Here is a 22,835-nt window from a genome sequence, read left to right on the forward strand (position 1 = left end):
GCGAAGACGCACCGTTCAGCAATAGAAGACAGAAGGCGAAGATGCGGTCACACGGTGTTGACGAGCGGCAGCGCGGTCGTGTCCTTGATATCCTCCATGACGAAGGAAGCGTTGACGTCGGCCAGGGGCACCCGGGCGATCAGCCGCTGATAGAGCCGGTCATAGGCCTTGACATCCGCAACGCGCGCCCTGAGCACATAGTCGAGTTCGCCGCTGGTCCGGTGCACGCCGGTGATTTCCGGCAGGCTGACGACGGCCTCGCGAAACTGCGCCAGCCAGTCGGGGTCGTGATTGGCGGTGCGGATGAAAATGAAGACAGAGAGACCGCAACCGATTTGCTCGGCATCGACCAGCGCGACCCGGCCCTTGATCACGCCGCCATCCTCCAAAGCTCTCAGTCGTCGCCAGCAGGCGTTGCGCGATAGATGCACCTTTTCCGCCAGCGATTCGATGGACAGGCCGCCATCGCGCTGCAGTTCGTGCAGTATCTTGTGATCAATTTCATCAATTTTACGCATTGTTGGGACATATATCCCAATATCGAGAGAAAATACAGAATAATTGGGAACATATCCCGATAAGCGCGGCTTATCCTGTCTAAAAACTGCAAAATCCGTTCAAGGGGATACCGCCATGACAAAACCGATCACCCGGTTGTTTACCGACCATCCGAAATCCGTCGACGAAACTTATCTTGAGCACATGCGGTTCGCCGCGGGTTTCTCGGCACGCCTGTTCCTTGCCTCCTGCGCGGCTTTTGTTCATGCGTTTTTGCCTTTTCTTTTTGAAAAAACCGCAAGCGGCATGATCAATGCTATGCATCATCGCATGCATAACCGGAACGGATAGAAAGCTCGCCTTGATCAGATGGGATCATTTGATGGCGGATATCGATCCACTCGACCGGGCGCGACGGGAGCGCGTCATATGGGCGGTGTAACGACGCTATGGGTCGACTTCCCCACCCCTGAAAGGAAGAAAGATTGTGACAAACAACGTTGAAGGGGCCGGGCAATACTGTCCTCCGGTGTCGTTGACCAGCGCTTGTGGTGGACTGGGGTTACCGCGTGCAACTGGTCCGGCCGGTGGGCAAAAAAGCCCCGGTCAAATGGTTCCATCTGAACAAGGCAGGTTTTAACAATGTGCAGATGGGTAGCCTATCACGGCCGGCGACGCTTTCTTGAAGATCTCGTGACGTCCCCGACGCACTCGCTGATCGACCAATCGCAATGCGCGACCGAGGCGAAGACGGCGACCAACGGTGATGGTTTCGGCATTGCCTGGTATGGAGAGCGGGATGAGCCGGGCCACTACCGCGACATCCTGCCGGCCTGGTCGGACGACAATCTGCGCTCGCTGGCGCGGCAGATCGGTTCGGAACTGTTTCTTGCCCATGTGCGCGCCTCGACCGCGGGTCGCACAACGAGGGACAATTGCCATCCGTTTGTCCACGGACGCTGGTCTTTCATGCATAACGGTCAGCTTGGTGACTTCGATCGTCTCGAGCGGCGGCTTGAGGCGCGGCTGAGCGACCGGCTTTATGGCGAGCGGAAGGGCTCGACCGATTCCGAACTTCTGTTTCTGCTGGCACTTGAATTCGGGCTGGATGCAAATCCGAAGCGTGCAATGGAGGAAACGCTCGGATTTGTCCTGTCGCAGGCAGAGGATCTTGGCGCAAGGCCGCTGATCCGCTTCACCTCCGCCTATAGCGACGGCGATGCGCTTTTTTGCGTGCGCTACGCGACGGACCGGCATGCACCGACGCTCTATTCGGGCCCGATGTCGGCGGCAATGAAGGAAGACGGCTACTGCCTGGTCTCTGAACCTTTCGACGAGGACGTCAGCCGCTGGTCCGAGATACCGACGGGCAGTTTCGTGCGCGTACGCGCCGATGGGTTGTCGATCAGCACGTTCGAGCCACGGCGGTGCGTTCAGGCAATCGCGGTCTGAAGACGCTGGGCGATTTCCAGCGCCAGTTTTGCCGCCACCGATTGCTTGTCCATCTCCGGCCAGTCCTCGACGCCCGATGCAGAGACGATGCGCACATGGTTACGGTCGCCCCCCATGATGCCGGTTTCCGGCGAAACGTCATTGGCGACGATCCAGTCGGCGCCCTTGCGCTCCAGCTTGGCGCGGGCATTGTCGATGAGGTTCTGGGTTTCGGCGGCAAAACCCACGACGAGGGAAGGGCGCTTTTTGTGGTGGCCGACGGTTTTGAGGATGTCGGGATTTTCCGTCAGCTTCAGCGGCGGCGGCGCCTTGCCCGGCTTCTTTTTGATTTTTTCACCCGATTCACCCGCCGTGCGCCAATCGGCAACGGCGGCAACCATGACCGCGATGTCCGCTGGCAGCAATTGCTCGACCGTTTCGAGCATCTCGCGCGCGCTTTCGACATGGACTGTCGTGACTCCTTGCGGATCGGAAATAGTGACCGGCCCTGAAACCAGGGTCACGGCCGCACCGAGCGCCGCCAGTTCAGCGGCAATCGCGTGGCCCTGCTTGCCGGAGGAGCGGTTGGCGATGTAGCGCACCGGATCGATCGGTTCGTGGGTCGGACCTGAGGTGACAATCGCTGTCCGGCCGGCAAGCGGCTTCGGACGGTCGTCGAGAATGTGCTGGACGGCGGCAACGATATCGAGCGGTTCGGCCATGCGCCCGGTGCCCGCCTCGCCGCTTTCCGCCATCTCGCCGCGCATCGGGCCGACAATATGGGCGCCGTCCCCGCGCAATTGCTGCATGTTGCGCTGGAATGCAGGGGCGTTCCACATGACCGGGTTCATCGCCGGTGCGACAAGCAGCGGCCGGTTGCTCGCAAGAATGACGGTCGAGGCCAGATCATCGGCAAGGCCAAGCGCCATTTTGCCGATGAAATCGGCGGTTGCCGGCGCGACCACGACAAGATCGGCCTCGCGGGCAAGGCGGATATGGCCGACATCGTGCTCGTCCTCGCGTGAAAACAGATCGTCGAAAACCGTATCTGCGGCAAGCGCGCCGACCGCGAGCGGTGTTATGAATTCCTTCGCGCCCCGTGTCATGACGGGCCTCACCGACGCGCCGCGCTCGCGCAGCCGGCGAATCAGATCAAGCGACTTGTAGGCTGCAATCCCGCCGGTGATGATGAGAAGGATGCGTTTGCCCGACAAAGTTGCGCTGCCGGCAGGTTCCGGCCAGATGCGGTCCGCATTGTCGGGCGCCGGGGTAGTCGTATCGCGCAGCAGGTGGCGCACTTCCTCTTCCATCGATCGGCCGTTGCGGGCGGCGCGTTCGCGCAGCTGCTGCTTGGTCGCGTCGTCGAGATTTCGAATGGTGATGCTGGCCATGAAGGTCTCCCTTGCGAGGGATCCTACCAAATTGCTAGCAATGAAATCAATTCACAATTGAAATGCAATATATATTGCAGTCAATGCAATCACCCATAGGGCGATGCGTCCGGAGCGCGAGTGGCGCGCTTCCGCCTTGCCGATGGCCTCTGCTGTCTGTGCATCGAAGCGCAGCCCGTCGCGGCTCATGGTATCCAGTTCCTCCGACAGCCGTTCGGCCCTTGCCGCAATTTCCGGCGCCTGTTCGGCCAGCTTGACCGCCGCGTGCAGCCCGTCCTTGATGTCGGTAACGACACGCGCCGGCCCCAGATTGCGCGCGATCCAGTCGCCGACGACCGGCTCCGAAGCCTTCCACATGTTGAAATGCGGGTTGAGCAGCCTGGAGACCCCTTCGACAACGACCATCGTTTTCTGCAGCATGATGAGTTCGGGCCGTGTCTGCATGTCGAACAGCTCCGTGACTTCAAATAGCAGCGTCAGCAGTTTCGCCATGGAGATAGTTTCGGCCGACTGGCCGTGGATCGGCTCGCCAATGGCGCGGATCGCCTGAGCAAAGCTGGCCATGTCGTGATGGGCAGGTACGTAGCCGGCTTCAAAATGAACCTCGGCCACCCGGCGGTAGTCGCGGCGGATGAAGCCGTAAAGGATTTCGGCAAGGAAGCGGCGTTCTTTTTTACCAAGCCGGCCAACGATGCCCATATCGACCGCCACGATCGTTCCGTCCGGATCGACGAAGAGATTGCCTTGATGCATATCCGCATGGAAGAAGCCGTCGCGCAGCGTGTGGCGAAGGAATGACTGGATCAGCACCTCGGACAGGTGTGCAAGGTCATGACCGGCCTCTTTCAGAGTCTCGATATCGGCGATCTTGATGCCGTCGATCCACTCCATCGTGACAACGTCGCGCCCGGTGCGCTCCCAGTCCACCTGCGGCACACGAAAGCCCGGATCGTCGCGCGTGTTTTCCGCAAGTTCCGAAAGCGCTGCCGCCTCAAGGCGGAAATCCATTTCGATCTTCGTCGTCTGTTCCAGCGTGTGGGCGACGTCGACCGGCCTCAGCCGCCGCGTCGCCGGCGCCATTCGCTCCGCAAGGCGCGCGACAAGATAAAAGGCTTCGAGATCCCGATGAAACCGTTTGCGGATGCCGGGCCGCACCACCTTCACGGCCACTTTGTGCATGCCGTTGGTGTCGCTCGTTGTGGCGGGATGGACCTGCGCGATCGATGCGGCGGCGATCGGTTCGCCAAATTCGCTGTAAAGATCGTCGATCTCGCGGCCGAGCGAGCCGACAATCCGTTCCCTTGCGCTTTGCTGGGAGAAAGTGTCCATGCGGTCCTGCAGCAGGGAAAGGTCTTCTGCCAGCGACTGGCCGACGACGTCCGGACGGGTGGCGAGGAACTGTCCCAGCTTCACATAGGACGGGCCGAGCCGTTCCACGGCGCGCGCAAGCCGCTCGGCGCGGTCTGCGCTTTGCGCTTTGCGCCGTGCAATCATCGTTGCAATCCTGTGCCCCAGCCGTGCCGGGCCGTGAAGGCCCTCGACCGGCAGTGACGCGATCACGCCCTCGCGGGCCATGACCCAACCAGCGCGCATCAGACGATAATAGGCAAGGAAACTGTTCATGATCTGCCGGGCCGTTTCAGCAAGCGTTTGAGTGTTTGTTTAGAGCTTCCAGCCGGAATGCAGGGCAGCGACGCCGCCCGTATAGTTGGTCCATTTGACCCGGGAGAAACCGGCGTTTTCGATCATCGCGGCAAAATTCGGCTGGTCGGGGAACTTGCGGATGGATTCGACCAGATAGCGGTATGGTTCGCCGTCGCCGGTAATCACTTTCCCGAATTGCGGGATCGCGTTGAACGACCAGGCGTCATAGAACTTTTCGAAGACCGGCATGTCCACATCGGAAAATTCAAGGCACAGGAACCGCCCGCCGCGCTTCAGCACCCGATAGGCCTCCTTGAGGGCCACATCGATGCGCGGCACGTTGCGTATGCCAAATGCGATGGTGTAGGCGTCGAAGGAATTGTCTTCAAACGGCAGATCCTCGGCATTGGCCTCGACGAATGTCAGGTTTTCTTCAAGCCTGCGCTTGGCAGCACGCTGCCGGCCGACTTCAAGCATCGAGCCGTTGATGTCGAGAATGGTTGCATGTGCCAGACGGCGCGAAGCCTCGATGATGCGAAAAGCGATGTCCCCAGTGCCGCCCGCCACATCAAGCACTTTGTAGTTCCCGTTCCGCTGCGGATTGAGGGCGCTGATCATGGCGTCCTTCCACACCCGGTGCATGCCGGCGGACATGACGTCGTTCATGATGTCATAGCGCCGGGCAACGCCATGGAAGACGTCATTGACGAGCCCCTGTTTCTCGCCTTCACCGACTTGCCTGAAGCCGTAGGATGTTTCCATGCCGCCGGCGGCGGAAGTGCGCGTTTCAGACATTCAAAGAACTCCGATACTCAATTCGACAGGAACAATAGCCTAAGGCGCAAAGATGCGCTATCAGGCTCACCAGTTTGCCGGTGCGGCAAAGTCGCGCCGCTTATAGGTCAAGTCGAACCAAAAGCCAACGTACCGAGGCCCCATGCCTGAACTGCCCGAAGTCGAAACCGTCCGCCGCGGCCTGCAGCCGGCAATGGAGGGTGCAACCGTCGAACGCCTCGAGCAGCGCCGCGCCGATCTGCGCTTTCCATTTCCTGAAGATTTTGCCGCCCGTGTCGAAGGGCGCAGCATCACTGCGCTGCACAGGCGCGCCAAATACCTGCTGATCGGTTTGGACGACGGATCGGTTCTGATTTCGCATCTCGGCATGTCCGGATCCTACTATGTTGACAGTGATGCCGCTGGCGGGACACCCGGTCATTTCCACCATGACCGCAGCAAGGATGAAAAGCACGATCATGTCGTCTTTCATCTCGATGGCCCCGGGGGCAGGGCAAGGGTCGTCTATAATGACCCGCGGCGTTTCGGCTTCATGCTGTTGAGCGACAGCAACGGCCTCGAGGATCATCCGCTGATCCGGGACCTCGGTGCGGAGCCGACCGGCAATGCGCTTAACGCGGAACATCTTGCCAAACACTTTGCCGGCAAAAAGGCGCCTTTGAAGGCGGCGTTGCTCGATCAGAGGATCATCGCCGGTCTTGGCAATATCTATGTCTGCGAAGCCCTGTGGCAGTCGGGACTGTCGCCGCGCCGAGCGGCCGGCACGCTGGTATCGGCTTCAGGCGAGCCCGTCAAACGGCTCGAGGAGCTGACCCGCGCGGTACGCACCGTCATTGCGGCCGCGATCGAGGCGGGTGGCTCGTCACTGCGCGACCACCGGCAGGCCGACGGCACCCTTGGCTATTTCCAGCACAGCTTTAATACTTATGATCGAGAAGGAGAGCCTTGCAGACGCGACGGCTGTGGTGGAAATATCCGGCGAATTGTACAAAGCGGACGCTCGACATTTTACTGTCCGGCCTGTCAGCGCTGACCGGTTGATCTAAATAGACGAAGGAAAGGGAATTCGAACATGGCATATGAATCCATCAAGGTTGAAACCCGTGGCGGCATTGGCTTGATCACGCTGGACCGGCCCCAGGCGCTGAACGCGCTCAATTCCGCGCTGATGGCGGAACTGCTGGATGCGGTGCAGGCCTTCGATCAGGATGCCAAGATCGGCGCCATCGTGATCACCGGATCCGAAAAGGCCTTTGCCGCCGGCGCAGATATAAAGGAAATGCAGAGCCTTAATTTCGTCGAAGCCTATATGGGCGACTTCATCGGCGGTTGGGACAAGGTCGGAAATGTGCACAAACCGATGATCGCCGCTGTCGCCGGCTATGCGCTTGGCGGCGGTTGTGAGCTTGCCATGATGTGCGATTTCATCATTGCCGCCGACACCGCCAAGTTCGGCCAGCCGGAAATCACGCTCGGAACCATTCCGGGTATGGGCGGCACCCAGCGCCTGACGCGTGCGGTCGGCAAGGCCAAGGCGATGGATCTTTGCCTGACGGGCAGAATGATGGATGCCGACGAGGCCGAGCGGTCAGGACTTGTTGCCCGGGTCGTGCCTGCCACCGAGCTGATCGAAACCGCGATCAAGGCGGCCGAGACAATTGCCGGGTTCTCCCAACCATCCGTCCGCATGGCCAAGGAAAGCGTCAACCGGTCCTTTGAAGTCACTCTTGAAGAGGGTATCCGTTTCGAGCGTCGGGTGTTCCATTCCCTGTTCGCCACCGAAGACCAGAAGGAAGGCATGAGCGCATTTGCAGAGAAACGCAAAGCGCAGTTCAAGAACCGTTGACGGCACCGGACTTTCCGGCTATATGCCCCGCACGGATTTGGTGGCCCCGGTGGCCACCTCAGTTTTTTCTGCTCCTTTCGGTTCAAACACGGGTTGGCTAACCTGAGTGAAAGATATGGAGCGTTGCACGAACGCAAAGAGAGAATTAGATGGCCAATACAGCTTCGGCGAAAAAAGCGACCCGTAAGATCGCTCGGCGCACGGAAGTAAACAAGACACGTCGCTCGCGGGTGCGCGGTTTCATCCGCAAGGTCGAAGAAGCGATCGCGTCCGGCGACCAGGCAGCAGCTGCGGAAGCGCTCAAGCAGGCTCAGCCGGAACTAATGCGGGCAGCAACCAAAGGTGTAGTTCACCGCAACACCGCCTCGCGCAAGGTTTCTCGCCTGGCACGGCGCGTAAAGGCAATCAGCGCCTAATTGCAATTATTTAGCTCTGTCGCAAGCAGCCTGGCCGTTGGCCGGGCTTTAACGATTCAATCAACTCGCTGTAATATACTTGTAATAAATACGCGCGAACTAATTTTCGAAAAGCAAGTTTTTATCAAAAAAAACAAAAGGTTACGGGAGGTTTAAAATTCCTTGCTAGACCTTTGGAAAACTCGTTGAACTATTTTCGAGTCAAGAGATTTTTTTTGTTTTTTTGCATTTGAGCAACACCTCCCCCTGCGATTTTTAAAAAGCCATTGATTCCAAACGCGTTAGGGGAAGGCGCACTGGATGCACGTTTGAGCCGCATTGCATTTGCAGGCCGATGCCGCCGGGTTCTTCCCGAAACCCTCCTTGACCTTCGGCTTCTAACGCTGCCTTAATGAGCCTGCATGGAGGTCGCAAACAACAAGTTCTGAATTAGATGCTGCTGGTGTCTTCGGCAGTTTCTTTGTTTTCATCCTTCATTGCAGTGTTCGCATTCTGCGGCACGATTCATCAAAATTTCCCGGTTGTGGTTCGGGTACGAATCCGGACGTGGGGACGTTTGTGCGCATTGCTGAAGGGGCGGCGCATTGGCCGGGAAGAAGGTTACGCTAGGTGGTCCGTTGCACCTTGGTTGTAACCGGTTGGGGATTACTGACGGAGATAGAAAGGGGTTTTTGCACAGCAGGTTTCAGGGGATTGGTACGTTAAAAATTAGCAAGGTCGGCCGCATGGCCGGGACAATAATAACGATACAGGAGAAGGCCAAATGCAGGGGTTATCAGGAGCATCGGTGCGATCTAATTTGCGGGAATCGAAAGACGCCGCGCCACCTCCTCCCACAAAGGCTGCTCCTTCCACGGAGGCGGGGAAATCAGATATGACGCATGATGTACTCTTCGGACGGGTTCAGACCCGACTGAAGGCACAGGTCGGCCCGGACGTTTTTTCAAGCTGGTTCGGACGACTGAAACTGGAATCCATTTCGCAGAGCATTGTTCGTCTTTCAGTACCCACAACGTTTTTACGCTCTTGGATCAACAACCGTTATCTGGATCTGTTGACCCAGCTTTTCAGCGAAGAAAATACCGAAATCAATCGCGTCGAGATCGTTGTGCGATCGGCAACGCGCGGCAATCGTCTCATCCAGTCATCGGAAATTTCAGACGTCCAGCAGTCGACCGTTCCAGGCACGCAGGCAAACCGCGCACCCGCACAGCATGTTGCCGCCAAGGCAAAGAAAACTCAGCTGCGCCCGGCCGAGGGAGGGTCGGTTTCCGGATCGCCTCTTGATGCGCGCTATTCCTTCAGTGCCTTTGTCGAAGGGGCTTCGAACCGTGTCGCCCTGGCTGCGGCCAAGACCATTGCGGAAGCCGGCAGCAGTGCCGTCCGGTTCAATCCGCTGTTCGTTCACTCAAGCGTCGGGCTGGGCAAGACCCACCTGCTTCAGGCCATCGCGCTTGCCGCCAATGAAAGCGAGCGCAAGCCGCGCGTTGTTTACCTGACCGCCGAGTATTTCATGTGGCGTTTTGCGACGGCCATTCGTGACAATGACGCGCTGTCCTTCAAGGAGTCGCTTCGCAATATCGACCTGCTTGTCATTGACGATATGCAGTTTCTGCAGGGCAAATCGATTCAGCATGAATTCTGTCATCTATTGAACATGCTGCTGGACTCTGCACGGCAGGTGGTGGTTGCGGCGGACCGGGCACCCTGGGAGCTGGAGTCGCTTGACGCACGCGTCCGCTCCCGGCTCCAGGGTGGTGTCGCCATCGAGATAGAGGCGCCCGACTATGAAATGCGTCTGGAAATCCTCAAGCGCCGCCTGGCTGCGGCCCAGCAGGAGGACTGCTCGCTCGATATCCCGACGGAAATCCTCGCCCATGTGGCCCGGCACGTGACCTCCAGCGGCCGTGAACTGGAAGGCGCCTTCAATCAGCTGCTTTTCCGCCGTTCTTTCGAGCCCACATTGTCCATCGACCGGGTCGACGAACTGCTCGGGCACCTTGTCAATGCCGGTGAGCCGAAGCGCGTACGCATCGAGGACATCCAGCGCATCGTGTCACGCCACTACAACGTGTCCCGGCAGGAGATGATTTCCAACCGGCGCACCCGCACCATCGTCAAGCCGCGGCAGATCGCCATGTTCCTGTCGAAAACAATGACGCCGCGTTCATTCCCTGAGATCGGCAGACGCTTCGGCGGCCGCGACCATACAACGGTCCTGCACGCCGTTCGCAAGATCGAGAACCTCTTGGAGCAGGACACCAAGCTCTCGCACGAAGTCGAGCTTCTGCGCCGCCTCATCAGCGAATAATCCTGGAGCCGAGACCCGGTTCACAAGGCTCCGCCCGCGCGGGGCCTTTTTGTATCCGGCTCCGCCGGTTGCAGGCTGCAGGCTGTGTTTTTCACCTTATCCCCAGAAAGCCGGTCCCTGCTGGCCGACTCATGCGCCATAAACTTGCCTAATGGCAGGTAAATCTGTCATTTTGCTTGTCCCAAAGGCAAAGTCCCGGTATGGCCGGGCGTATCTTATTGACGGGCGGCCCGGAAAGTCTGATGCCGATCCCAGACCGGATACCGGCGATCAGAACAACAGGAATTTGGTGTAAAGACCCATGCGTGTGACAATTGAGCGTTCCAACCTCCTGAAATCACTGAACCACGTCCACCGGGTGGTGGAGCGGCGCAATACGATCCCGATCCTGTCCAACGTGCTGTTGAGGGCCGATGGCGCTACGATCGATCTGAAAGCGACCGATCTGGATCTTGAAGTGACAGAGGCAACGGCCGCCAATGTGGAACAGGCGGGTTCGACCACGGTGCCCGCGCACCTGCTTTACGACATTGTCCGCAAGCTGCCGGACGGGGCCGAGGTTCTGCTGGCTGTCGAGCCGGATGGCGGCAGCATGACGGTTGCCTCGGGCCGATCGAAATTTTCGCTGCAGTGCCTGCCGGAATCCGACTTCCCGGACCTGACGGCCGGTGAATTCAGCCACACGTTCCGCCTCCAGTCGACAGATCTCAAAATGCTGATCGACCGCACCCAGTTCGCAATTTCCACGGAAGAGACGCGCTACTACCTCAACGGCATATTTATGCACACGATCGAGGAAGAGGGCGAGCTGAAGCTTCGCGCTGTCGCCACCGACGGCCACCGTCTCGCCCGTGCGGATGTCGAGGCGCCTTCCGGTTCTGAAGGCATGCCCGGTATTATCATTCCGCGTAAAACGGTCGGTGAGCTGCAAAAACTGGTCGACGATCCCGATGTCGCCGTGACCGTGGAAGTGTCGGAAGCCAAGATCCGCTTCACCATCGGCGGCGTGCTTTTGACGTCGAAGCTGATCGACGGCACCTTTCCCGATTATCAGCGTGTCATTCCGTCCGGCAACGACAAGGAACTGACCATCGACTGCGCCCCCTTTGCGGCGGCCGTTGACCGCGTGTCGACCATTTCGTCCGAGCGGGGGCGGGCGGTGAAGCTCGCCCTGTCGGAGGGGCTTTTGACGCTGACCGTCAACAACCCCGATTCAGGCAGTGCCACCGAAGAACTTGCGGTCGGCTACAAGAACGAGGCGCTGGAAATTGGTTTCAATGCCAAATACCTGCTCGACATAACCGGCCAGTTCAGCGGCGCCGAGGCGATATTCCTTTTTGCCGACCCCGGCTCGCCCACACTGGTGCGCGATGTGGCTGAAGACAGCGCCCTCTACGTGCTGATGCCGATGAGGGTGTGATTGAGGGCCGGATAGGGATCCGATTGTGAACGCTGCCTATCTGACCCGCCTGAAACTCACTGATTTTCGAAATTACGGCCAGCTCACGCTCGACCTGGACAAACGCCACGTGGTGCTGACCGGCGAAAACGGTGCCGGCAAGACCAACCTCATGGAAGCCGTTTCCTTCCTTTCTCCCGGCCGGGGCCTTCGCCGCGCCGCCTATGGTGATGTCTGCCGGGTTGGCTCGACACAGGGCTTTACCGTCTTTGCCGCCCTGGAAGGTATGGAGGGTCCGGTGGAGATCGGCACTTCGGGTGGCGGTGAAGCCGAGGCTGCGGGCGGGATCGGCCGCAAGCTGAAAATCAACGGCACGGCAGCCCGCTCCAACGACGAACTCCTCGATCATCTGCGCATTGTATGGCTGACCCCGGCCATGGACGGGCTGTTCACCGGGCCGGCAGCGGACCGCCGCCGCTTCCTGGACCGGCAGGTACTGTCGATCGATCCCGGTCACGGACGACGGGTGCTCGACTATGAACGCGCAATGCGCAGCCGCAACCGTCTGCTTTCGGAAGGACGGCTCGACCCGGTCTGGCTCGACGGTATAGAAGCGCAGATGGCCGAGCTCGGGGTGGCGATTGCCCTTGCCAGGCGCGAACTTGTGGCCATGCTCGCAAAGCTCATTGATGACGCACAGGGGAATAATCCGTTTCCGCAGGCCGATGTGGCGCTGCAGGATTTCCTCGGCGAGCTGAGCGGCGAAACCGCTGCAGAGCGGGAGGATGGTTTTGCCGGCTATCTGTCTGAAATGCGCAGCCGTGATGCAGCGGCCGGACGGACCCTGACCGGCCCCCACCGGTCGGATCTCCTGATCCGCCACCGTGAAAAGAACATGGACGCGGCACGCTGTTCGACGGGTGAGCAAAAGGCGCTGCTGGTCGGTCTGGTTCTGGCCCATGCCCGGTTGACCGGCGACATCAGCGGCCATGCGCCGATCATGCTGCTTGACGAAATCGCCGCACATCTCGACGAGGGGCGAAGGGCGGCGCTTTTTGATCTCGTCGATGATCTGGGCGGCCAGGCCTTCATGACAGGCACCGACAGGCAGATGTTTTCAGCCCTTGGCGAGCGTGCGCAATTCTTCAATGTGAAGGCTGGCGAAGTGACTGCGGAAGCCGCCGGCTGATGCATTGCCGTGCATTTCTGCTATGAGAGACCCATGACCGAAAAAGCGCTATCTCCATCGGAACTCGAACGTTATGCCCGCCACATCGTTCTGGCGGAAATTGGCGGTCCCGGCCAGCAGAAGCTCAAGAAGGCCCGGGTGCTGGTCATCGGCGCGGGCGGTCTCGGCTCGCCGGTGTTGCAGTATCTTGCCGCAGCTGGCGTCGGAACGCTTGGCGTGGTTGATGACGACGTCGTTTCGCTATCGAATTTGCAGCGGCAGATCATCCACGATACGGACGCGGTCGGCGTCGCAAAGACCAAGAGCGCCGATAAGGCCATGAAGCGGATCAATCCGCATGTCGTTCTCGAGCAGCACCAGACAAGGATCAATGCGGACAACGCCGCCGGACTGATCGCCCGGTATGACATCATTGCCGATGGCTCGGACAATTTTGCCACGCGTTACCTCATGGCAGATCAATGCGCCGAACAAAAGCGCCCGCTGGTGACGGCGGCCGTCGGTCGGTTCGATGGATCGGTGACGGTGCTCAAACCTTACGAGAAAAACAGCGAAGGAAAGCCAAATCCTTCCTATCGCGACCTTTTCCCGACACCGCCGCCCGATGGTCTTTTGCCCAGCTGTGCCGAGGCCGGCATCATTGGCGCGCTGACCGGGGTCGTCGGAACCCTTCAGGCAATGGAGGTCATCAAGCTGATCACCGGGATCGGCAAGCCGTTGATTGGCAGGTTGTTGCTTTATGATGCCCTTGCGGCCCGCTTCGACATGATTGTCTACCGGGCCGCAAAGCAGAAATAGTGTAGCCAGCTAAAGAACTAGATTTGACCGGGCAGCACGCGGTCTGGTGGCCGGTGCCCGTCGAACAGCGTCCTGATATTGATGATCACCTTTTCGCCCATATCGATGCGGCCTTCCAGCGTCGCCGAACCCATATGCGGCAGGATGACAACCTTGCCCTGCTCGGCAAGCTTGACGAGTTTCGGATTGACCGCTGGTTCGTGTTCGAAGACATCAAGCCCGGCGCCCGCGATCTTTCCTTCCTGGAGGTTCTTGATCAATGCACCTTCGTCGATAATGCCGCCGCGGGCGGTGTTGACGATAAAGGCTTCGGGACGCAGGAGGCCGAGCCGCCGCGCCGACAGCAGATGGAATGTCGCTGGCGTCGAAGGACAATTGACCGAGACGATATCGACGCGCGCCAGCATCTGATCGAGGCTTTCCCAATAGGTGGCCTCGAGATCCTCTTCAGTCACCGGGTCGACGCGGTTGCGGTTATGGTAGTGGATCGACAGGCCGAAGGCCCGTGCGCGCCGGGCAACGGCAGTGCCGATGCGCCCCATACCGACGATTCCGAGCCGTTTGCCCCAGATGCGGTGTCCAAGCATCCATGTCGGGGACCAGCCGTTCCAGACGTCTTCGCCCGTCAATATGCTGGCGCCCTGCGTCAGGCGGCGCGGCACGGCAAGAATCAGTGCCATGGTCATGTCGGCGGTATCTTCGCTCAGAACATTCGGCGTGTTTGTGACCGCAATACCCCTTTTTGCAGCGGCGTCGACATCGATATTGTCGGTGCCGTTGCCGAAATTGGCGATCAGCTTCAGGTTGTCGCCGGCCTGTTCGATCATTGCTGCATCGATGCGGTCGGTGACGGTCGGAACGAGCACATCGGCGGATTTCATCGCCGCAACCAGCTCATGCTGCGTTCGTGCGGTGTCCTCGATATTCAGCTCAACGTCGAATAGCTCGCACATGCGGGTTTCCACAGGCTCGGGCAATTTTCGCGTTATATAGACCGTTGGTCGTTTTTTATTCGGCATTTCCTCAATCGGCCCCTTGTTGAGAGCTCTTTAACCATGATGTGATAGTTTGGGTACGGCCCAGGCACACGGGTTGTTTTTACCAGACGAAAGCGTGAAGACAAAGAAAACTCGTGCGCGGCCGTAACGAAATTTATCGATTGCATCGAGCCAGGCGAAAATGGCATTCAGGCGCGATGAACGAATATCGATGGAGGTCGCAATGAATGCAACAACCGTCACAAAATCCCTGGCAGCGGGTCTTGCCGCGGCAATCCTGCTTCTGTCCGGGCCGACGGCCGTCACGCCGGTCTTTGCCCAGAGCGCTGCCAAGGGTGCGAGCGGTCTGCCGTTGCCGCGTTTCGTCAGCCTCAAGGCGCGCCGCGTCAATCTGCGAATCGGTCCAAGCCGCGACTATGCGGTCGAGTGGCTTTATACGCGCTCCGGCATTCCGATGGAGATTATCCAGGAATATGATCACTGGCGCCGCGTTCGCGACCCGGACGGCACCGAAGGCTGGATTCACAAATCGCTCCTGACCGGAGACCGCACCGCAGTCATCGCTCCCTGGAAGCGCGGTGAGAAACAAGTCTATGTATTGCTGCGCGAGAAGCCTCAATTGGGTGCCCAGCTGACCGCCAAATTGGAGCCGGGTGTCGTTATTAAAATTGCCGAGTGCAACGGGAAATGGTGCCGGGGCGAAGTGCAGGGCACCAAGGGCTGGGTTGCCCAGGACGAAATCTGGGGCGCCTATCCGGGCGAAGCCTTCAGATAAGGCGCCTTTCAGGTCTGTCATATCGCTGACGACAACCGCGTTATATCTGTTGAGTTTGAATTTATACTCTAATGTAAGAGTATCCACAGGCTGTGGATAAGTATAATCGCCATGCCGGCGGCTGTGCCGGATGCTGTTACGCGCCGGCGGCCATTGTCATACATCCGGTTGCTGCGGCGAGGAGGAGGAAGCGATGACTTTTTTGGAATCCGTTCAAACGGTGTTTTCGAAATACGCGGTTTTTTCGGGACGGGCGACGCGACCGGAATATTGGTGGTGGGTCCTGTTCAACGTGATCGTGTCCGTCGTCACGGATATCATCGACGGGGCGATCATTGCGCCGCTTCTGGGATTTGGCATGTATTCCTCCGATGCCGCTGATCCGCTTGGCTGGATTTCAGCACTGGTTCTTCTTGTTCCCAGCATCGCCGTTTCAGCGCGCCGGCTTCATGATATCGGCCGCTCGGGCTGGTGGCTGCTGCTGATGTTTCTGCCGATCATCGGCTGGCTGATTCTTCTTTACTGGCACATTCAGCCAACCGCGCCCGGACAGAATGAATATGGCTGAGACAGGCTCGGTTCCGGCTGCTGCAGGGTAGTTCTGCCGGCCGGCCTCCAGCCCTCGCCTGCTGCAGATGATGTCTGATTACTGACGAGACAAACCGCCACAGCCAGACGGACAGGAAGAGCTTTGCCCTCGCACGGCACCATGCACGCCTGAGCCTAAAAAATTATATGACTTGTCATAATATGATATTTCATATAAATTCGTTAACACGTGAACGGATTTGGAGGTTCTGCCGCATGTCACTTGCGCAGCTCGATTTGAACAACATTCCGGATAGCGCCAGCCTCGTCGCGGTGGCAACGCATCGCCTTTCAAGATTGCTCCGCTCCCAGCTCGGCAAGGTGCTTGCCGAATGCGGCGATATAAGCATCGCCGAATGGCGGATCTTTGCGGGTCTTCACCAGCATGGTGCTGTTACACAGAAACAGCTTGTGGATTTCACCAAGATCGAACAGGGGCAGCTAAGCCGCTCCCTGGCGGTCATGGAAGAGCGCAATCTGATCACATCCGCGCGCAGCGACGAGGACCGGCGCGCCAGGTTTTTCTCCATGACCGATAAGGGCAGGGACTATTTCGAGCGGATATTGCCAAGCGTCATGGCGCACAACCAGGCAATAGACGCGGCATTCACGCCGAGGGAACTTGACCAGTTTCTTGAGATGGCGGGGCGCATTTTGCAGGCCTCGCTGGATGCCCAATCGGACCGGACGCTCGCACTGAGCGAGACGTCTTAGCCAGCGGCCCAACGGCTGCTGCAATGACCTGTTTCCGCGAAACGAGAACACAGGCTGAAGAAAAGAAATCAGACAATGTAGGGAGAGAGAGATGCTCAAAAAACTAACGGCAGCCGCCTTTTCTGCCACACTGGCCGTCGCGGCCTTGCCCGCCACGGCACAAATTTACAAGGGCGAAACGTCTGCACCCGGTGGTGCCACGCATGCCGCGATGGTCGCCATAGCCAAGATTGCCAATGACAAGGCCGACATCGACATCCAGATCAATGATGGCCAGACCCTGACGAGTGCGGCGATCAAGAACGCGCAGGGAAAGATTGATTTCTCCATCGTGCCGCCCGCGGTCTACGTCTTCATGACCAAGGGTCAGGCGATGTACAAAAAGATGGGGCAGGACGCGATCGACGCTTCGCAGAACCTGCGCTCCATATTCGCCTTCACCGGCGGTGCATTCCATCCGATGACCTATGCGGATTCAGGCATTACCTCGCTTTCGGATCTGAAGGGAAAGAAAGTCTTCACGGGTCCGCCATCGGGCGCCGCTTCCAAGAATGTCGAGGAGGTGCTGAGGATCGAGACCGGTCTTGAGGCGGGTAAGGATTACGAAGCCATCCACCTCAACTGGGGCGCCGGCACGCAGGCGATGATGGATGGAAAACTCGACGCCATGTTCAATGCGACGGCTGTCGGCAGCGCCAATGTCGAGCAGATCGGATTGACCAACAAGATCCGCTTTCTGGGGATTGATCCCGAAAAGCTCAATTCGCAGGAATACAAGGACTATCTGAAAGTCCCCGGCAGGGCGTTTGGCGAAATTCCCGCCAATACCTATTCCGGCCAGGTCAATGAAGCGTCCGTGACCGTTCCCATGTACATCATGGTCTCCGCCACCCGCGCGGACCTTGACGAAGACCTTGTCTACAACATCACCAAGGCCTTCTGGGAAAACCTCGATTCAGTCCATGAAAGCTCGGCGCTGCTGAAGGCCATTACAAAGGAAACAGCCTTTGATGCCCTCAATATTCCGCTGCACAAGGGAGCCTATCGATATTATGTCGAGGCCGGCTTCGATGTGCCGGATGCCGTAAAGCCGCAATAACAAACCGGCTTTGACGCGGAGCGTCTGATACGGGTGCGGTTTGGCCGCACCCGCACAGCGCCAACAAGCACCCGCCCGGGCAACACCTTGGAAACCAGGGGATTCAGCATATGCAGGACCCGCACTCAATGACGCTGCCAAAATGGACAGTGCAGCTCGCCGGCCTGTGTGCCATTTCGCTGGCGGTTTTCGGCGTTGCAAATGCTCTGCCCACTTGGGGGTATCTGCCCCGGATCGGACCCTTTCCGAGTGAGCTGGTGCGCCCGATCATGTTTGCGCTTTCCATTGCTGTCGTGATCCTGCTGAACCCCTTCGCGCGGACATTTGCAAACCAAGGGCGCAAGGGCATCATTTTGGGTGCGGTGCTGGATGTGTTGCTCTTTGTGGCTGCCGCCATTCCCCTGTTTCTCTACTACACCGAAATCAAGGCGCTGAATGAGGGGCTGTTTTACTTCGATCCGTTCCACGCCCTCATGGCGCTGATCGGTGCGTTGGTGATAACGGTTCTGTGCTGGCGCGAATGGGGAGCGCCGCTATCCGTCTTCGGCCTCATATGCATATTCTATTTCTATACCGGGCATTATTGGCCGGGCATATTCGAAACGGCGCCCGTCGATATCGTTGAATCAACCGCAAGCGACTTGTGGTTCAACCTCAATGACGGGATCCTCGGAACCATAGCCGGCATCGTCATCTATACGGTCCTGCCATTCATTCTTCTGGGCAGCATGCTTGAGGGGAGCGGTGCCGGATTGTCGCTGATCAAGCTCTCTTACAATCTGATGCGGCGCTTTCGCGGCGGGCCGGCCCATGCGGCAATTGTCGCCTCGGCTCTTTTCGGCACCATGTCCGGTGGTGCTGTCGCCAATGTCGTGGGAACCGGCGTCCTGACCATTCCTATGATCCGCAAGCGCGGCTTTAGCCCGGCTTTTTCCGGCGGCGTCGAAGCAACCGCTTCGTCCGGTGGTCAGATCATGCCGCCCATCATGGGGGCTGCCGCGCTGGTGATGGCAGATTTTACCGGCATTTCATACCTGACCGTCATCGTCGCGGCACTCGTTCCGGCGCTCGCCTATTATGCGAGCCTTTTTGCGACGGTGATTTTCGAAGCGCGGCGCCTCGGTGTCGAGGCGGTCGAGGTTGACGGCATCGAGGAAGAGATGGTCCTGGTTCCGCAGGACTACAAGAACATGATCCTGATCTTTGCGCCGGTCGTCACGGTGATTGTCGCCCTTTTGAACGGCCTTTCTCCCGCGGGGTCGGGCATAACGGCGCTGTTTTTGCTGATTGTCATCAGTTTTCTCAACCCCGAGGTTCGCCGAAATCCCTTACGTCTTGTTGATTCACTCATCCAGGGCGGTTTCAACTTTGCCCGGGTCGTCGTCGCAGTCGGCGTGATCGGCATTGTCACGGCGGTACTCGGGGCAACCGATCTGCCGGGCGACTTTGCCCAGGTGATTGCGCAGGCCGCCGACCACTGGCTGTTCCTCACGCTGGTGCTTGCCATGTTGTCGGCCCTACTGCTCGGCATGGGTATGCCGACCCTGCCGGCCTACCTCACCATTATTCTCATACTCGGCCCGTCGCTGCAGCGCCTTGGCCTTGAAACACTGACGGCACACATGTTCGTCTTTTACTATGGCGTGGCCTCTAATATTACGCCACCGGTTGCGCTTGCCGCCTTTGCGGCTGCCGCCATCGCACAGGCATCGCCCCTCCAGACGGCGGTCAAGGCGATGCGCATCGGCGCCGTGATGTTCGTCATACCGTTCGTGTTTGCCTATTATCCAGTGTTGCTTGTCGTCAGGGAAGCCGGCGCCGAATTTGACCTTGCGGCATTTGGATCGATTGTCCTGCGTATGGGTGTGATGATTTATCTGATGGCGAGTGCCGCAAGCGGCTTTGACAGCAGGCGGCTCGGAATTGTGGAAGTGGCGCTGCGCATTGCTCTGGCGATCGGCGTGCTTCACACCAGCGCCTATGTGCACTGGCCGCTTGCGGCCGCGGCGGTGGCATATGTTTTGTGGAGCCGCAGGCGAGCAGACCCGGCTTTTGCGTAAAGGAATATCAGGTGAGCGGCAGACCCAACTTTGTGTTTTTCATAACCGATCAGCACCGGGCCGACTGGCTTGGCTGTTATGGTCACAACGTCGTAAGAACACCGCATATCGATGCGCTGGCGCAAAACGGTACACGATTTGACAATTTCCACGTTGCCTCGCCGGTGTGCATGCCCAACAGGGCTTCCCTAATAACGGGTCGTTATCCGAGCGTTCACGGCCTGCGTTACAATGGCTGCACACTGCCGCACAGCGCCAACACCTTTGTCGATGTGCTCGCCGCCGCAGGCTATCACACCGCTGCCATCGGCAAGAGCCATTTGCAGCCTTTTTTGGACCCGAAGCCGGTCTGCCATTCCGCCGAAGGCATTCTGATTGAGGAGGCCTGGAAACGGGACGACAATGATTATTTGCAGGAGCAGCCGGGACGCTATCTTTCCGACGGCCGCTATGAATTCGCGACACCCTATTACGGCTACCAGCACGTCGACATGGTGACCAATCACGGCGACCGCTGCGGCGGTCACTACCAGCAGTGGCTGCGCCAGAAGGCGCCTGACTGGCAGGCATTGCAGGACGACGGCAACGAGCTGCCGCACAACTATTCCTGCCCGCAGGCATTCAGGACACCGGTGCCGGAAGAGCTTTATCCGACCGCCTATATTCGCGACCGGGCCTCAGACTACCTGGAAAGCAGAAAGGGAAATGACGAGCCGTTTTTCCTCTTTGTGTCTTTTCCCGATCCGCATCATCCGTTCAATCCGCCGGGCCGGTACTGGGACATGTATTCGCCGGACGAATTCGACGTTCCGTTGCCCTATGAGGCGCACGTCAATCCGCCGCCGCCGATGCGGCATCTGCACCAAAAATGGGAACATGGCGGAAAGCAGGAGACCCCGCAGACCGCCATGATGCTGGGGCCGGATCAGTTGCGCGAAGCCATGGCGCTGACGGCCGGCATGATTTCCATGGTCGACGATGCGGTGGGCGACGTCGTCGAAAGCCTGCGCGCAAGCGGCCACTACGACAACACCGTCATCTGCTTCAATTCCGATCACGGAGACTATCTCGGCGACTTCAACATGATCCTGAAAGGGGCGCTGCAGTTTCGCTCGATCACCCGGGTGCCGTTCATCTGGTCGGATCCGATGCGGCAGACCGTTGCCGACACAAATGTGCTGGCCTCGAGCCTCGACATTTCCGCTTCCGTACTGGAGCGCGCAGGCCTTCCTCCCTATGGCGGAATGCAGGGCCGCAGCCTTCTGCCATGCCTTGAAGGAGGCGCGGACCTGCGTGAAGATCTTGTCGTCGAATATAATGACGGCGGTATTCGCCTGGGCTTTGAAGCGCCTGCGCGGGTGCGTTCTTTACTGACGCAACGCTACCGCTTCACGCTGTACCGCGATCAGCCATGGGGCGAACTCTATGACCATGAGAACGATCCCCGCGAAACACATAACCGATGGGACGATCCCGCCTATGCGTCCGTCAAGGCAGAGCTGTCGCTCCGCCTCAATCATCAGCTCACCGCCATGATGGATGAGAGCCCGAAAGGGCGTCACATGGCCTGATTGGCTTTGGCGGGCGGCGCCTTACCCGGCAGTTCAGATGCGTGATATTAATTGGTGGACACACTGCGTTAGCGCAGCCGGATCGGCAGTTTTTCAAGGCAGCGCATGTTGAAATTCTTTGTGTGGGAGAGGGCGTCCGTTGTCAGCTCGATGGCGCTTGTGCGCTCCAGCAATATCTCGAATGCGATCCTTGCCTCGAAGCGCGCCAGCTGGATACCGGCACATAGGTGCGGCCCGGTGCCGAAACCGAGTTGATGGATATGGCCGCGCCTCACGTCCAGCGTATCGGGACGATCGAATATTTCCGGATCGCGATTGGCTGCGGCAAGCACCGGGATGACCATCTCGCCTGCTCGGATCAGCCGGTCGCCGATGCTGACGTCTTCGACCGCCACGCGCCCGAGAAACTGGATCGGACCCTCGAGCCGCAGAAATTCTTCGACTGCATCGGGGATCAGGCTCGGATCGGCACGCAAGGCCGCCATCTGGTCCGGGTTCTTGAGCAGGAGCCCGAGACCGTTCGCCAGCAGGCACGTCGTTGTTTCGTTGCCTGCATTGAGCAGCAGGATGCAATTTGCGATCAGCTCGTCCATGTCCAGCGAATGGTCCCTGTCTGCGGCAAGGACCAGCGAGCTGATGAGATCGGAACCCGGTGCCCGGCGCGCCGCTTCAACCTTGCCTGCAAGATACTCGCTGAACTCGGCGATTTGCGCGCCGCAATAGTCGAGTTGCTCTTCGGAGAGATGCACATAGAAGTTAAGGGCAACCGTCGAATAGGCGTCGCACCAGATCTTGATCTGTTCGCGTTCCTCCGAGGGAATGCCGACGATTTCCGAAATGATCAGAATGGGCAGTGGCGCGGCGAACTCCGAGACGAACTCCATCTCTCCCTTTTGCAGGCCCGGAGCTAGCAGCGTGTTGCACAATGAGCGGATATTGTCACCGTATTCCTCGACTGCGGTACGGGTAAATGCGCTGTGAACCAGATCGTGCAGACGCTTGTGCGTTGGATCGTCAGTCTGCAGCATGATGCGCGACAACAGATCGAACACCGCTTTGTGCTTTTCAGAATAGCGCATTCGCGCACTGGTCACCCGGTCGGAGGAAAAGCTGCGGTTTTTCATCACCGCCATGACGTCGCGGTGCCGGGTCACGATCCAGGCGTTGCGGGCGCTGTCCCAATGCACCGGATCGCTCTCACGCAGCCTTTTGTAGATTGGAAACGGATCTTCCAGCATTTCAGGACCGAAGAGGTTGATGCTGTCATCGTTCCGCGCCATGCCGCACTCCCGGTGGGGTAATAGATCTGGAG

At 58.8% G+C, this 22,835-nt stretch carries 21 protein-coding genes; 15 read left to right on the plus strand and 6 right to left on the minus strand.

Going from position 1 to position 22,835, the window contains the following annotated elements:
* Positions 1 to 47: 47 nt before the first annotated feature.
* Positions 48 to 518, minus strand: coding sequence for an Lrp/AsnC family transcriptional regulator (locus ABVT35_RS22105; protein WP_368469394.1), 471 nt, complete (start codon positions 516 to 518; stop codon positions 48 to 50).
* Positions 519 to 633: 115 nt separating this feature from the next.
* On the opposite strand from ABVT35_RS22105, the gene ABVT35_RS22110 reads away from it, so the two are divergent.
* Both ABVT35_RS22110 and ABVT35_RS22115 read left to right on the plus strand, forming a co-directional pair.
* The gene (locus tag ABVT35_RS22110; protein ID WP_368469395.1) at positions 634 to 849 is read left to right on the plus strand and encodes a DUF6356 family protein; all 216 of its coding nucleotides are present in this window, start codon (positions 634 to 636) and stop codon (positions 847 to 849) included.
* Positions 850 to 1,140: 291 nt separating this feature from the next.
* Positions 1,141 to 1,950, plus strand: a complete 810-nt coding sequence (locus ABVT35_RS22115; RefSeq protein WP_368469397.1) for a class II glutamine amidotransferase — start codon at positions 1,141 to 1,143, stop codon at positions 1,948 to 1,950.
* Here ABVT35_RS22115 and coaBC read toward each other — a convergent pair.
* Genes coaBC through ubiE form a run of 3 tightly spaced genes read right to left on the minus strand, consistent with a single transcriptional unit; the run spans position 1,932 to position 5,759 of the window.
* The gene (gene coaBC, locus ABVT35_RS22120) at positions 1,932 to 3,320 is read right to left on the minus strand and encodes a bifunctional phosphopantothenoylcysteine decarboxylase/phosphopantothenate--cysteine ligase CoaBC (RefSeq protein ID WP_368469399.1); all 1,389 of its coding nucleotides are present in this window, start codon (positions 3,318 to 3,320) and stop codon (positions 1,932 to 1,934) included. The genes ABVT35_RS22115 and coaBC overlap by 19 nt on opposite strands.
* Positions 3,321 to 3,371: 51 nt before the next feature.
* Positions 3,372 to 4,943, minus strand: a complete 1,572-nt coding sequence (gene ubiB, locus ABVT35_RS22125) for a 2-polyprenylphenol 6-hydroxylase (RefSeq protein ID WP_368469400.1) — start codon at positions 4,941 to 4,943, stop codon at positions 3,372 to 3,374.
* A 39-nt stretch (positions 4,944 to 4,982) separates the two neighbouring features.
* A complete protein-coding gene (gene ubiE / locus ABVT35_RS22130) occupies positions 4,983 to 5,759 on the minus strand; it encodes a bifunctional demethylmenaquinone methyltransferase/2-methoxy-6-polyprenyl-1,4-benzoquinol methylase UbiE (RefSeq protein WP_368469402.1) in 777 nt (258 codons plus the stop codon).
* A 142-nt stretch (positions 5,760 to 5,901) separates the two neighbouring features.
* On the opposite strand from ubiE, the gene mutM reads away from it, so the two are divergent.
* The 7 genes from mutM to ABVT35_RS22165 all read left to right on the plus strand — a co-directional run bounded on the left by mutM (position 5,902) and on the right by ABVT35_RS22165 (position 13,718).
* On the plus strand, positions 5,902 to 6,792 hold the full coding sequence (gene mutM / locus ABVT35_RS22135; protein ID WP_368469403.1) for a bifunctional DNA-formamidopyrimidine glycosylase/DNA-(apurinic or apyrimidinic site) lyase: 891 nt from the start codon (positions 5,902 to 5,904) through the stop codon (positions 6,790 to 6,792).
* Between the two features lie 39 nt (positions 6,793 to 6,831).
* Entirely contained in the window at positions 6,832 to 7,605 is a 774-nt protein-coding gene (locus tag ABVT35_RS22140) for an enoyl-CoA hydratase (RefSeq protein ID WP_368469405.1), read from the plus strand.
* 149 nt (positions 7,606 to 7,754) lie between these two features.
* Positions 7,755 to 8,021, plus strand: coding sequence for a 30S ribosomal protein S20 (gene rpsT / locus ABVT35_RS22145; protein WP_368469407.1), 267 nt, complete (start codon positions 7,755 to 7,757; stop codon positions 8,019 to 8,021).
* A 763-nt stretch (positions 8,022 to 8,784) separates the two neighbouring features.
* Positions 8,785 to 10,332, plus strand: coding sequence for a chromosomal replication initiator protein DnaA (gene dnaA / locus ABVT35_RS22150; protein ID WP_368469409.1), 1,548 nt, complete (start codon positions 8,785 to 8,787; stop codon positions 10,330 to 10,332).
* 301 nt (positions 10,333 to 10,633) lie between these two features.
* Positions 10,634 to 11,752: a DNA polymerase III subunit beta gene (gene dnaN, locus ABVT35_RS22155; RefSeq protein ID WP_368469411.1), complete on the plus strand. Its 1,119-nt coding sequence runs from the start codon at positions 10,634 to 10,636 to the stop codon at positions 11,750 to 11,752.
* Positions 11,753 to 11,774: 22 nt separating this feature from the next.
* Positions 11,775 to 12,920 carry a DNA replication/repair protein RecF gene (recF, locus tag ABVT35_RS22160; protein ID WP_368469708.1) on the plus strand — a complete coding sequence of 382 codons (1,146 nt, stop codon included), beginning with the start codon at positions 11,775 to 11,777 and terminating at the stop codon, positions 12,918 to 12,920.
* Positions 12,921 to 12,953: 33 nt separating this feature from the next.
* A complete protein-coding gene (locus ABVT35_RS22165) occupies positions 12,954 to 13,718 on the plus strand; it encodes a molybdopterin-synthase adenylyltransferase MoeB (protein ID WP_368469412.1) in 765 nt (254 codons plus the stop codon).
* Positions 13,719 to 13,735: 17 nt separating this feature from the next.
* Here the strand turns inward: ABVT35_RS22165 and ABVT35_RS22170 are convergent, their stop codons facing one another.
* Positions 13,736 to 14,737, minus strand: coding sequence for a 2-hydroxyacid dehydrogenase (locus tag ABVT35_RS22170; protein ID WP_368469414.1), 1,002 nt, complete (start codon positions 14,735 to 14,737; stop codon positions 13,736 to 13,738).
* Positions 14,738 to 14,939: 202 nt separating this feature from the next.
* Here ABVT35_RS22170 and ABVT35_RS22175 point away from each other — a divergent pair, with 202 nt between their 5' ends.
* The 6 genes from ABVT35_RS22175 to ABVT35_RS22200 all read left to right on the plus strand — a co-directional run bounded on the left by ABVT35_RS22175 (position 14,940) and on the right by ABVT35_RS22200 (position 21,523).
* The gene (locus ABVT35_RS22175) at positions 14,940 to 15,491 is read left to right on the plus strand and encodes an SH3 domain-containing protein (protein ID WP_368469415.1); all 552 of its coding nucleotides are present in this window, start codon (positions 14,940 to 14,942) and stop codon (positions 15,489 to 15,491) included.
* Between the two features lie 193 nt (positions 15,492 to 15,684).
* Positions 15,685 to 16,059: a DUF805 domain-containing protein gene (locus ABVT35_RS22180; protein WP_368469416.1), complete on the plus strand. Its 375-nt coding sequence runs from the start codon at positions 15,685 to 15,687 to the stop codon at positions 16,057 to 16,059.
* 236 nt (positions 16,060 to 16,295) lie between these two features.
* Positions 16,296 to 16,793: a MarR family winged helix-turn-helix transcriptional regulator gene (locus tag ABVT35_RS22185; protein WP_368469417.1), complete on the plus strand. Its 498-nt coding sequence runs from the start codon at positions 16,296 to 16,298 to the stop codon at positions 16,791 to 16,793.
* 91 nt (positions 16,794 to 16,884) lie between these two features.
* Positions 16,885 to 17,892, plus strand: coding sequence for a TAXI family TRAP transporter solute-binding subunit (locus ABVT35_RS22190; protein WP_368469419.1), 1,008 nt, complete (start codon positions 16,885 to 16,887; stop codon positions 17,890 to 17,892).
* Between the two features lie 128 nt (positions 17,893 to 18,020).
* On the plus strand, positions 18,021 to 19,952 hold the full coding sequence (locus ABVT35_RS22195; protein ID WP_368469420.1) for a TRAP transporter permease: 1,932 nt from the start codon (positions 18,021 to 18,023) through the stop codon (positions 19,950 to 19,952).
* Positions 19,953 to 19,963: 11 nt separating this feature from the next.
* Positions 19,964 to 21,523 carry a sulfatase gene (locus tag ABVT35_RS22200; protein WP_368469421.1) on the plus strand — a complete coding sequence of 520 codons (1,560 nt, stop codon included), beginning with the start codon at positions 19,964 to 19,966 and terminating at the stop codon, positions 21,521 to 21,523.
* A gap of 68 nt (positions 21,524 to 21,591) precedes the next feature.
* On the opposite strand, the gene ABVT35_RS22205 is transcribed toward ABVT35_RS22200, so the two are convergent.
* Positions 21,592 to 22,803 carry a cytochrome P450 gene (locus ABVT35_RS22205; protein WP_368469422.1) on the minus strand — a complete coding sequence of 404 codons (1,212 nt, stop codon included), beginning with the start codon at positions 22,801 to 22,803 and terminating at the stop codon, positions 21,592 to 21,594.
* Positions 22,804 to 22,835: the final 32 nt, after the last annotated feature.

Origin of the sequence: Hoeflea sp. TYP-13, from assembly GCF_040932035.1 — a bacterium.
In the GTDB taxonomy this organism is placed as follows: domain Bacteria; phylum Pseudomonadota; class Alphaproteobacteria; order Rhizobiales; family Rhizobiaceae; genus Hoeflea_A.